This window comes from Streptomyces sp. iso_384 (assembly GCF_056172905.1).
The window spans coordinates 4447515-4459227 of the sequence record NZ_JBWBTT010000001.1; the positions used below are offsets into that span (position 1 = coordinate 4447515).

Genomic DNA, 11713 nt, shown 5'->3' on the forward strand with positions numbered 1-11713 from the left:
CCTACCCTCGAAAGGTCTCCAGCAGCCGCAGCCACACCTCGCTGATGGTCGGGTACGCCGGCACCGCGTGCCACAGGCGGGCGATGGGCACCTCCCCCGCGACCGCGACCGTCGCCGAGTGCAGGAGTTCACCGATGCCCGGGCCGACGAAGGTGACGCCGAGGAGGATCTCGCGGTCCAGATCCACGATCATCCGGGCGCGGCCCCGGTAGCCGTCGGCGTAGAGGCCGGAGCCGGCGACCGAGGCGAGGTCGTAGTCGACGGCGCGGACCCGGTGGCCGGCGCGTTCGGCCTCGGCGAGGGTGAGACCGACCGATGCGGCCTCCGGGTCGGTGAAGACGACCTGAGGGACGGCCGCGTGGTCGGCGGTGGCCGCGTGGGCGCCCCAGGGGTCTGTGTCCGGGGCGGCCTGCTCGGCGCGGGCGGCGATCGCCGCGCCGGCGATGCGGGCCTGGTACTTGCCCTGATGGGTCAGCAGGGCGCGGTGGTTGACGTCCCCGACCGCGTACAGCCAGTCCGTGCCCTCGACCCGGCAGCTGTCGTCCACGGTGAGCCAGGAGCCGGGTTCCAGCCCGATCGTCTCCAGTCCCAGGTCGTCCGTGCGCGGGGACCGGCCGGTGGCGAAGAGGATCTCGTCGGCCTTGATGCTCCCGCCGTCGTCCAGCTCGACGGTGACCGGGCCGTCCGGCGCGGGCCGCCGCACCGCGGTGACCGAGACGCCGGTACGGATCCGGGCCCCGGCCTCCGTCAGTGCGTCGGCGATCAGCTCGCCCGCGAAGGGCTCCATCTTCGGGAGCAGGCCCTTGCCGCGGATCAGCAGGGTCACCTCGGAGCCCAGCGCCTGCCAGACGGTCGCCATCTCCACGCCCACGACTCCCCCGCCGACGACCACGAGCCGGCCGGGCGCCTCCTTGGCGCTGGTGGCGTCCCGGCTGGTCCAGGGGCGGACCTCCTCGATGCCGGGGAGCGCGGGGACGACGGCCCTGGTGCCGGTGCAGACCGCGACCGCGTGCCGGGCGGTGAGCCGGTGCTCCGTGCCGTCGGGGGCGGTGACGGAGACCTCGCGGGGGCCGGTGAGCCGGCCCGTACCCCGGTACACGTCCGCTCCGACGCTCTCCAGCCAGGCCACCTGGCCGTCGTCCTTCCAGTGGCTCGTCTCCTCGTCCCGGTGGGCGAGGACGGCAGCGACGTCGAGCGGGCCCTGGACGGCGTCGCGCAGACCCGGCACCCGGCGGGCGTCGGCGCGGGCGACGACGGGGCGCAGCAGCGCCTTGCTCGGCATGCAGGCCCAGTAGGAGCACTCGCCGCCGACCAGCTCGGACTCCACCACCGCGGTGGTGAGCCCGGCGGCGCGGGCCCGGTCGGCCACGTTCTCGCCCACCGGCCCCGCGCCGATGACCACCACGTCGTAGGGCGAGGGCTCGGAGCCCTCGGGGATCTTCGCTGCATCAGTCATGGAAGCTGCATCAGTCATGGAAACAGTGTCGTCGCGGGTGTGCGCCCCGGCCACATGGGCAGGCGGAATAGCGCAAGTGCAGTCACCGTTGTGCCGGACAGGACCCGACAGGACCCCCACGGGCACAGGAAGAGGTACCCCAAGCATGAGCACCGTCGAGCTCACCAAGGAAAACTTCGATCAGGTCGTCAGCGACAACCAATTCGTCCTGATCGACTTCTGGGCTTCCTGGTGCGGCCCCTGCCGACAGTTCGCGCCGGTCTACGACGCGGCCTCCGAGCGCCACCCCGACCTGGTCTTCGCGAAGGTCGACACCGAGGCGCAGCAGGAGCTGGCGGCCGCCTTCGAGATCCGGTCGATCCCGACCCTGATGATCGTCCGCGACAACGTCGCGGTCTTCGCGCAGCCCGGCGCGCTGCCCGAGGCGGCCCTGGAGGACGTCATCGGACAGGCCCGGAAGCTGGACATGGACGAGGTCCGCAAGTCCGTCGAGGAGCAGAAGCGGGCGGCCGAGGCCGGGGAGGGGCAGCCGGAGGCCCAGTAGCCGCCCGACCGGCGCACGGCACCGAGTGAGGGGCCCTGACCCGCACCGTGGACATCGCGGTGTGCGTGGCGGGGCCCCTCAGTCGTGTGCGGCAGCCGTGACCGGCGGCGCGTGATCCTCAGGACGCCGGGCGCTCGCCCTCGGCGCCCGCCACCCGGACCGACATGCCGTAGTCCAGTTCCTCGCCGTCGATGAGCACGGCCTCCACCGTCCGGGTCGCCGGGTCGATGTCCGCCTCCATGCCCTCCCCCGCGTACCGGGGGTAGCCCGAGGCCCCCGTCTCGCCGGTGGCGGCGACGACCGCGGACCGGATCGGCCGGCCGGGGGCCCCGGTCCGCGTTCTGCTGTGGTCGGGGATGAGGAGGAGCTCGTAACTCTGCGGATGGCTCATGCCTCCGACGCTAGACATCCGCCGGGCGCCGCGCATGTCGTCGCGCCGGAGGCGGTCAGCTGGATTCGCGGTGCACGGCACTGGTGCGGAGCAGGTCGTGGTGGAACGGCGGCCCGCCCGGGTGCTGGACCATGCGGTCGATCGTCTCGGCCAGCGGCTGCGGCATCGCCAGTTCCATCCGTACGGTGCTCAGCCTCGGGCGCAGCAGTCTGCCGATCAGCAGGTCGTCCGCGCCGATCACCGCCGTGTCGGCGGGCACCGCGACGCCCGCGTCCTGGAGGGACCGCATCAGCAGCATGGCGTACTCGTCGTTGTACGCGAACACCGCGTCCAGGCCCAGTTCCGGCCAGCGGGCCGCCAGCTGGTGCGCGGATTCCTCCTCGTACCGCAGCGGGAGCGGGCAGACCCGGGCCCCCACCGGTTCGGCGGCGCGTCGTGCCCCGGTGAGGCGGGGTTCGGAGAAGGGCGACCGGCCCGGTTCCTGGGGCATGACGACCCCGATGTGGCGACGGCCCCGGGCCACCAGATGTTCCACCGCGCTGGCTCCGACCTGGCGTTGGTCCATCACCAGGCCGTGCGCTCCGGCCACCGGGGCGGGGCCCAGGGTGATCACCGCCTTGGCGCCGGAGCGGGTCAGTATGCCGGTGCCGTGCGGGGTGAGGGCGATGCCGGGCGGTACGACGACGGCCACGGGCCGCAGTTCGGCCCAGGCCGTGGCCGCCTCGTCGGCGGTGAGCCCGACGCTGCCGTACTGGACGACGGTGTAGTCCAGGCGGCGCAGCCCCGACTGGAGTTCCTCGAAGAAGTACTGGTGCAGCGGTCCCGCCGGTATGTGTCCGGAGGGCAACAGGACCATGCGGCTGTGTCCGGCGCGCAGACTGCGGGCAGCCGCGTGCGGAACGTAACCGAGTTGGAGGGCGGCCTCCCTGACCCGGCGTCGGGTGGGTTCGCTGATCCGGACGGTGGCGTTGTTGTTCAGTACGTACGACACGGTGGCCCGGGACACTCCGGCGAGGCGCGCGACATCCGCGCTGGTCGGAACGGAGACTTCGGCGGGCTGCTTGGGTAACTGGCTCATGGCGTCGGGCAGTCTTCCAGACCCGTGGTAGCGGGTTTCGGCCCGGGGCCCGCAGCACCGGTCACGGTGGCCGGAACGCCGCTCCGCGGCCCCGGTCCGACGCCCCCCTCCCGGCATCGGGCGGCGGAGGTTCTACGGTGTTGCGATGACGTTCCACGACAGCGCGTACCGATCCGACAACCCCTTTGACGTGCCCGGCAGCAGCGGGCCGACCGCCACCGTGCAGGCCGATCCCGATGATGTGGGGTCCGTGCGCACCTCGTACGCCCCCGATCGCGACGGTGATCCCGACCCCGGCGAGATCGTCTGGACCTGGGTGCCCTTCGAGGAGAACGACGGGCGGGGGAAGGACCGGCCGGTGCTCGTCGTGGCCCGTGAGGAGGCGGGCACGCTGCTCGCCGTCCAGCTCTCCAGCAAGCAGCACGACCGGGACCACGAGTGGGTGGCGCTGGGCGCGGGCCCGTGGGACAGCTCGGGGCGGCCGTCCTGGGTCGATCTGGACCGGGTGCTGCGGGTCCACGAGGACGGGATGCGCCGGGAGGCGTGCGCCCTGGACCGGGAGCGTTTCGACCGGGTCACCGGGCGGCTGCGCGAGCGGTACGGCTGGAGCTGAGCGGACCCGCTGCGATCGCGGCGGCCGGCATCAGGTCAGCTGAAGGTCCGGGCGAAGGCGGCCCGGACGGCGGAGTCGGGGTCGCGGTCCAGGATGCCGAACACGATCTGCTCGAAGTGGCCGCCGAACCGGCCGCCCGCGCCGAGCAGCGCCCGGAACGCCTCCGCCACCTGTGCCGGGTCGTTCCGGAAGACCCCGCAGCCCCACGCCCCGAGGACGAGCCTGCGGTAGCCGCGTACGGCCGCGACCTCCAGCACCCGTTCGGCCCGGGAGGCCAGGGCGGCCGGGATGCGGTGGGCCTCCTCGGGGGTCTGCCGCTGGATCACCCCGGCGTTGGGCGCGGGCGAGGTGAGGAATCCGGCGGTGTACGGGGCGTCCAGGAAGCGGCCCCGGTCGTCGCGGAAGACCGGCACGCCGGGCGAGTGGATCACCCGGTCGGTGTAGAAGGCGCCGCGTTCGGCGCGGTGGTGCGCGTAGTACTCCGGGGCCCGCAGCAGGGTCGCGTGAAGGGCCGATCCACGGCACAGCGCCTCCTCCTGGGCCTGCGCCCCGTTGAGGTAGCCGCCGCCTGGGTTGCGGGCCGAGGCGTAGCTGAGGACGGCGACCCGGCCGGAGGCCTCTCCGGTCATCCGGCGGGCCGCGGCGAGGCTGCTCTCGCCGGTGACCTCGACGTGCGGCGTGCGGTCGGTGTCGAGCGCGGCGACGGGCACCGGGTCCGGTCCGTGGAGCCTGGTGCCGGACAGCGCGGCGGTCACGGCCCGTTCGATGGACACGTCCTGACCTGCCGCGTTGCGATATCGCCCGGCCTCGACGACCGCTTCCGTATCGCGCGCGATTCCGCGCAGCCGCGCGCTCACCGGCGCTCCCCCGTGTGGTGCATACGGGCATGCTGACGGGGACCGCGGCCTGGGCGCAACCGGATTTTCTTGGCCCGGGGGCACTCTTGTGCGATCTCCGGGTACGGGTTTGGCTGGTAGGTACGCAGCTGTGAAGGAGGCCCTCATGGGCTTGGACATTCCCGGCGCGACCGGCTCGCGCCCGGACGCCGCCCCCCTCGACGAGAGCGGGGCAGAGGATCTACTGCACGGCATATGTTTCAAGACGGGTCCTCCCCGAACGGTCGGGGTGGAACTCGAATGGCTCATCCAGGACCGGGAACATCCGCACCTTCCGGTCGGTCAGGAGCGCCTCGACAGCGCCGTGGAGGCGGTCCGCGCGCTGCCGCTGAGCGCCGCGCTGACGTTCGAGCCGGGTGGCCAGCTGGAGCTCAGTTCACAGCCGGCCGGCTCGTTGACGGAGTGCGTCGAGACGACCGCGGCCGATCTGGCGGCGGTCCGTGCCTCGCTCGGCGCGGCCGGGCTGGCGCCGGTCGGGCTCGGCGTCGACCCGTGGCAGTCGCCGCGCCGTCGGCTGCGGGAGCCCCGTTACGACGCGATGGAGGCCGCGCTGGACCGCGCGGGGCCGGCCGGGCGAGCGATGATGTGCACCTCCGCGTCGGTCCAGGTGTGCCTGGACGCGGGCGAGGAGGAGCCAGGGCCGCTCGGCTACGGACGGCGCTGGCAGCTCGCGCATCTGCTGGGCGCGGTGCTGGTGGCGGCGTTCGCGAACTCGCCGTTCCAGCGGGGCCGCCGGACCGGCTGGCGTTCCACCCGGCAGTCGCTGTGGGCCGACCTCGACCCGGGCCGGACCCTCGCGCCGGGCTCCGGGCGCGCCCCGCGCGAGGCCTGGGCCGCGCATGTGCTGGACACGTCCGTGCTGTGCATCCGGCGCGAGGACGGGCCCTGGGACGTGCCGGTGGGGCTCACCTTCCGCGAGTGGATCCGCACCGGTTCGCCCCGCCCTCCGGTGCAGGCGGATCTCGACTACCACCTCACCACGCTGTTCCCGCCCGTACGGCCGCGTGGCCATCTGGAGCTGCGCATGATCGACGCGCAGAGCGGGCCCGACGGGTGGCTGGTGCCGCTCGCCGTCGCCACGGCCCTGTTCGACGATCCGGAGGCCGCCGAGACCGTGTACCGCACCGTGAAACCGCTGGCCGAGACGGCGGGCGCACCGGCCGCCCCGCGCAATCCGCTGTGGACGGCGGCCGCCCGTGAGGGCCTGGCCGATCCGGAGCTGCGGGCCGCGGCCACCGTCTGCTTCGGGGCAGCGCTTCCGGCGCTGGAGCGGATGGGCGCGAGCCAGGCGGTGCGCGACACCGTGGCCGCCTTCACCGACCGTTATGTCGCCCGGGGCCGATCTCCGGCCGACGACCTGCCCGATCCGGACGCGCTCACCGATCTCGGTCTGCTGACCGACCGGGGCCTGCTGACCGGTACGGACCCGGCGGCCACCCCCGACGTGCCGACCGACGCGGACCCGACGGCCACCCCTGGCGCGGCGGCCGGTCCGCCCGAGCGGACCGCAGGCGCCCACGAGGGCCTGCTCCCCGGCCGGCCGGCATTCCCGCCGCATCCCGGAAAGGCGGCCTCCGCATGACCGAGCACCGTGAAGACGCCGAGCGCCGCGAGCTTTCCGACGCTTTCGATCCGGCGCGGGCCTCCGGCCCCGCCGCCACCGGATTCCCCGTCACGCCCGGCATCGACCCCGAGGCCCTGCGGCGACGTGCACTCGACGCGCTGCTGGCCGCGCGCGACCGCACCGCGCTGCTCACCGGCAGTGTCGACGACGGTGAACTGACCGCCCAGCACTCCCCGTTGATGTCTCCGCTGGTCTGGGACCTGGCGCACATCGGCAACCAGGAGGAGCAGTGGCTGCTGCGCGCGGTCGGTGGCCGGGAGGCGCTGCGGCCGGAGATCGACGGGCTGTACAACGCCTTCGAGCACTCGCGCGCCTCGCGCCCCACCCTGCCGCTGCTGGCTCCCGCCGAGGCGCGGACGTACGCCTCCGACGTACGGGGGCGGGCGCTGGACCTGCTGGAGAGCGCGCCGCTGCACGAGGGCGGACGCCCGCTGGAGCGGGCCGGGTTCGCCTTCGGCATGATCGCCCAGCACGAACAGCAGCACGACGAGACGATGCTGATCACCCATCAGCTGAGGTCGGGTCCGGCGGCGCTCACCGCTCCCGCCCCGCCCGCGCCCAGCGACGCCGGGACGCTTCCGGACGAAGTCCTGATCCCCGGGGGCCCGTTCACGATGGGGACCTCCGCCGAGCCGTGGGCTCTGGACAACGAGCGTCCCGCGCACCGGCGCGAGGTGGCGGCGTTCCACCTGGACAGCTCGCCGGTCACCTGTGGCGCGTACCGCCGCTTCATCGAGGACGGTGGGTACGGGGACGCCCGCTGGTGGGCGCCCGAGGGCTGGGCCATGATCCGGGAACACCATCTGGAGGCACCGCTGTTCTGGCGCCGGGACGCGGGCCAGTGGCTGCGCAGGCGGTTCGGGGTGACCGAGCCGGTGCCGGACGACGAGCCGGTGCTCCACGTCAGCTGGTACGAGGCGGACGCGTACGCCCGCTGGGCGGGGCGACGGCTGCCCACGGAGAGCGAGTGGGAGAAGGCCGCCCGGCACGATCCGGTCTCCGGCCGCTCCCGGCGCTATCCGTGGGGCGACGGGGATCCGACGCCGGAGCGGGCCAATCTGGGCCAGCGTCATCTGCGTCCGGCGCGGGCCGGGGCGTATCCGCAGGGGCGTTCGCCTTCCGGGGCTGGGCAGTTGATCGGCGATGTGTGGGAGTGGACCGCCAGCGACTTCCTGCCCTATCCGGGGTTCGTGGCGTTTCCCTACCGCGAGTACTCGGAAGTCTTCTTCGGGCCCGGGCACAAAGTGCTGCGCGGCGGCTCCTTCGCCGTGGACCAGGTCGCCTGCCGGGGCACGTTCCGCAACTGGGACCTTCCGGTGCGGCGGCAGATCTTCTCCGGCTTCCGGACTGCGAGGGATGCCTGATGTGCCGTCATATCGCCTATGTGGGCCAGCCGGTGGCACTCGGCGAGCTTCTGCTGCGGCCCTCGCACTCCTTGGTGCGGCAGTCCTGGGAACCGCGCCGTCAGCGCTACGGCACGGTCAACGCGGACGGCTTCGGCGTCGGTTGGTACGCGGACGGCGACCCGCTGCCCGGGCGCTACCGCCGTCAGGGCCCCGTCTGGGGCGACGAGACCTTCGCCGATCTGGCCCGGGTGGTCCGCAGCACCGCGCTGCTCGCCGCCGTACGGGACGCCACCGAGGCGGGTGCGGACGGGGAGGCCGCGGCCGCGCCGTACGCCGCCGGGCGGCTGCTGTTCAGCCACAACGGGGCGGTGAAGGACTGGCCCGGATCGCTCGGCCCGCTCGCCGCCGCCCTGCCCGCCGAAAAGCTCCTGTCGCTGGCCGCCCGTAACGACTCGGCGCTCGTCTGGGCGCTGATCCGGCACCGGACCGACGCCGGGGACGATGTGCCGCGCGCCGTCGCGGAGACCGTCCGCGAGGTCGCGGCCGCCGCGCCCGGCTCCCGGCTGAATCTGCTCCTCACCGACGGGGAGACGATCACGGCGACCGCCTGGGGTGACACCCTCTGGTACCTCACCACTCCGGGCCGCCGCACCGCGGTCGCCTCGGAGCCCTACGACGACGACCCGCTCTGGCGCGAGGTCCCCGACCGCACCCTGCTGGTCGCGACCGCCTCGGACGTCCTGCTCACCCCGCTCAAGGAGCCCACCGCGTGAGTCCCTTCCTGCTGACCCGCACCCTGCCGGTCGACGCGACGGACGCGGCGCTGCGCGCCGACGTCCTCAACGGCCTGACCCGGCACCCCAAGACGCTGCCGCCGAAGTGGTTCTACGACGCCCGCGGCAGCGAGCTGTTCGAGGAGATCACCCGGCTGCCGGAGTACTACCCGACCCGCGCGGAGCGGGAGATCCTGGAGGCGCGTGCCGAGGAGATCGCGGCGGCGTCGGGTGCCCGGACCGTGATCGAGCTGGGCTCGGGATCGTCCGAGAAGACCCGCCATCTGCTGGACGCCCTGCCGGAGTTGCACAGTTACGTCCCGGTGGACGTGAGCGAGAGCGCGCTGACCGGGGCGGCCGAGTCGCTGCTCGCCGAGCGCCCCGAGCTCTCGGTCCACGCGCTGATCGCCGACTTCACCGGCGGACTGGCGCTGCCGGGGACACCGGGGCCGCGGCTCGTGGTGTTCCTGGGCGGCACGATCGGCAATCTGCTGCCGGAGGAGCGGGCGGCGTTCCTGCGGTCGGTGCGCTCGCTGCTCTCGCCCGGGGACGCGCTGTTGCTGGGCACGGATCTGGTGAAGGAGGAGGAGACGCTGGTGGCCGCGTACGACGACGCGGCCGGGGTGACGGCGGCCTTCAACAAGAACGTCCTGAACGTCGTCAACCGTGAGCTGGGAGCCGATTTCCCGCTCGCCGAGTTCGAGCACCGCGCGGTGTGGAATCCGGCGGAACGGTGGATCGAGATGCGGCTGCGGGCCCGTCGGGCGCTGAGCGTCAAGATCCGGGAGCTGGACCTCGTGGTGCCGTTCGAGGCCGGTGAGGAGCTGCGTACGGAGGTGTCGGCGAAGTTCCGCCAGGAGGACGTCCGCGAGGAGCTGGCCGCCGCCGGTATGCGGCTGGCTCAGTGGTGGACGGACTCCGCGGGACGGTTCGCCCTGTCGCTGGCCACGGCGGTCTGACGGGGCCGGAGCGGATCCGCGGGTCCGAGGACGGCCGCTCGCGCCCTGCGCGCCAGGGCGCGGCGGCCGTCCTCGCCGTGTACGGGGACCGGCGCGAGGACGTCGACCCGGGCGGTGAGCCCGGCCGCCCGCACCACGCGCCAGAGCGAGGCGGCGAGCGGATCGTCCCCGACGAACGCCACGGCTCCGGCGGCCTGCCCCGGCGCGTCGGCGGCCGGCTCCGGAACTCCGGCGGCAGGGTGGGTGGTGCGGTAGGCGATGCGGACCGGCCGGACCGTCGCGCCGGCGTCGATCGCCGCCTGGAACACGGCGGGCCGGAACGCGCCGCCGCCCCGCCCGCACCAGGTGCTGCCCTCGGGGAAGACCACGACCCGGGAGCCGGCGCGCAGGGCCGTCGTGACGGTCCGTACGGCGGCGGGCAGGGCGCGCAGCCGCTCACGGTCGATGAACAGGGTGCCGCCGAGCGCGGCGAGCGGGCCGAGCAGCGGCCAGTGCCGGATCTCGCGCTTGGCGAGCATCCGGCCGGGCAGCACGGAGGCGACCAGCGGGATGTCGAGCCAGGAGATGTGGTTGGCGACGACGAGCTCGCCGCCGACGAAGGGTTCCGGCGCGTGCCGCCGGACCGTGACGCGTACGCCGAAGGCCCGAAGAACCGCTCGCGCCCAGCGCCGTACCAGCCGTTCCCGGCGGGCGGCCCCGAGCAGCCGGACCAGCGGCACGCAGACCACCCCCAGCAGGACCAGGGTGCAGCCGGCCAGCAGCAGGAGCGCGGCGGGCAGCGGGGCGCGTACGGCTCCGGCGTGCCGGGCGCAGCCGTCCGGGGTGCACGGGGCGACGGGCAGCCAGGTGCTCATGCCAGCGGGGCCAGGGAGAGGAAGTGGCGCAGGTAGCGCGGGTCCGTGCGGCGCAGCGAGAGCAGGACGTACAGGTCGGCGACGTTGAAGTCGGGGTCGTACGCGGGGGCCCCGCAGATCTGGGCGCCGAGCCGGAGGTAGCCGCGCAGCAGGGGCGGGAGGTCCGCCCGGGAGCCGGCTTCCGGGCCGTGCGCGGAGGAGTCCCAGAGGCGGTGCGGGGTGACCCAGTACTCCTGGGGCGCGAGGTGTCCCGCGCGTACGGTGTTCCAGCTGCGGGCGGCCTGTGCGCCACCGTCGGCCAGCGGGAGGGAGCAGCAGCCCGCGATCCAGGTGTGGCCGGTGCTCTCCATGTAGCGGGCGAGCCCGGCCCAGACGAGGGCGATGACCGCGCCGTCGCGGTGGGCGGGGTGGACGCAGGAGCGGCCGACCTCGACGAGGTCGTCGCGGATCGGGGCGAGCCGGGTGAGGTCGAACTCGCTCTCCGCGTAGAGGCGTCCGGCGGCCCTGGCCCGGTCCGGCGGCAGCAGCCGGTAGGTGGCGACGACCTCCCCGGTGGCGGTCTCGCGGACCAGCAGGTGGTCGCAGTACGCGTCGAACGCGTCGCTGTCCAGGCCGGGTTCGGGCCCTTCCAGGCGGGCTCCGAGCTCCCCGGCGAACACCAGGTGGCGCAGGCGCTGGGCCGCGCGTATGTCTTCCTGGCAGGTCGCGAGCGAGACCCGGTATGCCGGTTCCGGGGCGGCGACCGGGCCGGGGGCCGTGGAGCGGGCGGGGGCGGCGGGGGCCGGAACGGATGCGGCGGGGGCGGAGGTGGGGAGCGGGGCGACGGGCAGCACGGTCATGGCGGTCTCCGGGGACGGAAGCGGCAGGGTCGCTGCCGGGGCGTCGCGGGAGTGCGACGGCCCGGCCCCTTACTTCTTCCGTCGCCGGCTGGATTCGACGTGACCGCTGTGGGGAGCGGGGATGTGCGACGGCTGAATCCCCAGGGCCGCCCGGGGCCTTTCGTTTGGATCAGGCCGGATCAGGGGGCGGGGACCGGTGCGTGCAGCTGCAGGGCGGAGGAGGGAGTCACTGCGGAGCATTGGCGACTGACGACAACGCCGCAGATGTGCGTGCCGGCCCCCGCGAGCCCGGCCTGATCCAAACGAAAGGCCCTAGCCCGGGGCCGCCGAGCCTCTGCGC

At 74.1% G+C, this 11713-nt stretch carries 12 protein-coding genes; 6 read left to right on the forward strand and 6 right to left on the reverse strand.

The genetic code is table 11. From position 1 onward, the window contains the following. Position 1: 1 nt before the first annotated feature. Entirely contained in the window at positions 2 to 1456 is a 1455-nt protein-coding gene (locus AC0VY3_RS19965) for a dihydrolipoyl dehydrogenase family protein (protein WP_103509168.1), read from the reverse strand. 145 nt (positions 1457 to 1601) lie between these two features. Between AC0VY3_RS19965 and trxA the strand changes: the two genes are divergently transcribed. Next, positions 1602 to 2000 carry a thioredoxin gene (trxA, locus tag AC0VY3_RS19970; protein ID WP_475550195.1) on the forward strand — a complete coding sequence of 133 codons (399 nt, stop codon included), beginning with the start codon at positions 1602 to 1604 and terminating at the stop codon, positions 1998 to 2000. 118 nt (positions 2001 to 2118) lie between these two features. Here the strand turns inward: trxA and AC0VY3_RS19975 are convergent, their stop codons facing one another. Next, the gene (locus AC0VY3_RS19975) at positions 2119 to 2391 is read right to left on the reverse strand and encodes a hypothetical protein (RefSeq protein ID WP_103509166.1); all 273 of its coding nucleotides are present in this window, start codon (positions 2389 to 2391) and stop codon (positions 2119 to 2121) included. A gap of 55 nt (positions 2392 to 2446) precedes the next feature. After that, a complete protein-coding gene (locus AC0VY3_RS19980) occupies positions 2447 to 3469 on the reverse strand; it encodes a LacI family DNA-binding transcriptional regulator (RefSeq protein ID WP_103509165.1) in 1023 nt (340 codons plus the stop codon). Between the two features lie 145 nt (positions 3470 to 3614). Here AC0VY3_RS19980 and AC0VY3_RS19985 point away from each other — a divergent pair, with 145 nt between their 5' ends. Beyond that, on the forward strand, positions 3615 to 4082 hold the full coding sequence (locus AC0VY3_RS19985; protein ID WP_103509164.1) for a type II toxin-antitoxin system PemK/MazF family toxin: 468 nt from the start codon (positions 3615 to 3617) through the stop codon (positions 4080 to 4082). A gap of 35 nt (positions 4083 to 4117) precedes the next feature. On the opposite strand, the gene AC0VY3_RS19990 is transcribed toward AC0VY3_RS19985, so the two are convergent. After that, the gene (locus tag AC0VY3_RS19990) at positions 4118 to 4939 is read right to left on the reverse strand and encodes a TIGR02452 family protein (protein WP_475550196.1); all 822 of its coding nucleotides are present in this window, start codon (positions 4937 to 4939) and stop codon (positions 4118 to 4120) included. A gap of 145 nt (positions 4940 to 5084) precedes the next feature. On the opposite strand from AC0VY3_RS19990, the gene egtA reads away from it, so the two are divergent. The 4 genes from egtA to egtD are packed head-to-tail and all read left to right on the forward strand — an operon-like array spanning position 5085 to position 9680. Then, positions 5085 to 6560, forward strand: coding sequence for an ergothioneine biosynthesis glutamate--cysteine ligase EgtA (gene egtA / locus AC0VY3_RS19995; RefSeq protein ID WP_475550197.1), 1476 nt, complete (start codon positions 5085 to 5087; stop codon positions 6558 to 6560). After that, positions 6557 to 7966, forward strand: coding sequence for an ergothioneine biosynthesis protein EgtB (egtB, locus tag AC0VY3_RS20000; RefSeq protein WP_181010866.1), 1410 nt, complete (start codon positions 6557 to 6559; stop codon positions 7964 to 7966). The genes egtA and egtB overlap by 4 nt, the downstream gene beginning before the upstream one ends. After that, positions 7966 to 8721 carry an ergothioneine biosynthesis protein EgtC gene (egtC, locus tag AC0VY3_RS20005; RefSeq protein WP_103509162.1) on the forward strand — a complete coding sequence of 252 codons (756 nt, stop codon included), beginning with the start codon at positions 7966 to 7968 and terminating at the stop codon, positions 8719 to 8721. Before egtB ends, egtC begins: the two co-directional genes overlap by 1 nt. Beyond that, a complete protein-coding gene (gene egtD, locus AC0VY3_RS20010) occupies positions 8718 to 9680 on the forward strand; it encodes an L-histidine N(alpha)-methyltransferase (RefSeq protein WP_218523818.1) in 963 nt (320 codons plus the stop codon). Before egtC ends, egtD begins: the two co-directional genes overlap by 4 nt. On the opposite strand, the gene AC0VY3_RS20015 is transcribed toward egtD, so the two are convergent. After that, positions 9623 to 10534: a lysophospholipid acyltransferase family protein gene (locus AC0VY3_RS20015; protein ID WP_103509160.1), complete on the reverse strand. Its 912-nt coding sequence runs from the start codon at positions 10532 to 10534 to the stop codon at positions 9623 to 9625. The genes egtD and AC0VY3_RS20015 overlap by 58 nt on opposite strands. Further along, the gene (locus AC0VY3_RS20020; protein WP_103509159.1) at positions 10531 to 11373 is read right to left on the reverse strand and encodes a GNAT family N-acetyltransferase; all 843 of its coding nucleotides are present in this window, start codon (positions 11371 to 11373) and stop codon (positions 10531 to 10533) included. The genes AC0VY3_RS20015 and AC0VY3_RS20020 overlap by 4 nt, the downstream gene beginning before the upstream one ends. Between the last annotated feature and the right edge of the window lie 340 nt (positions 11374 to 11713).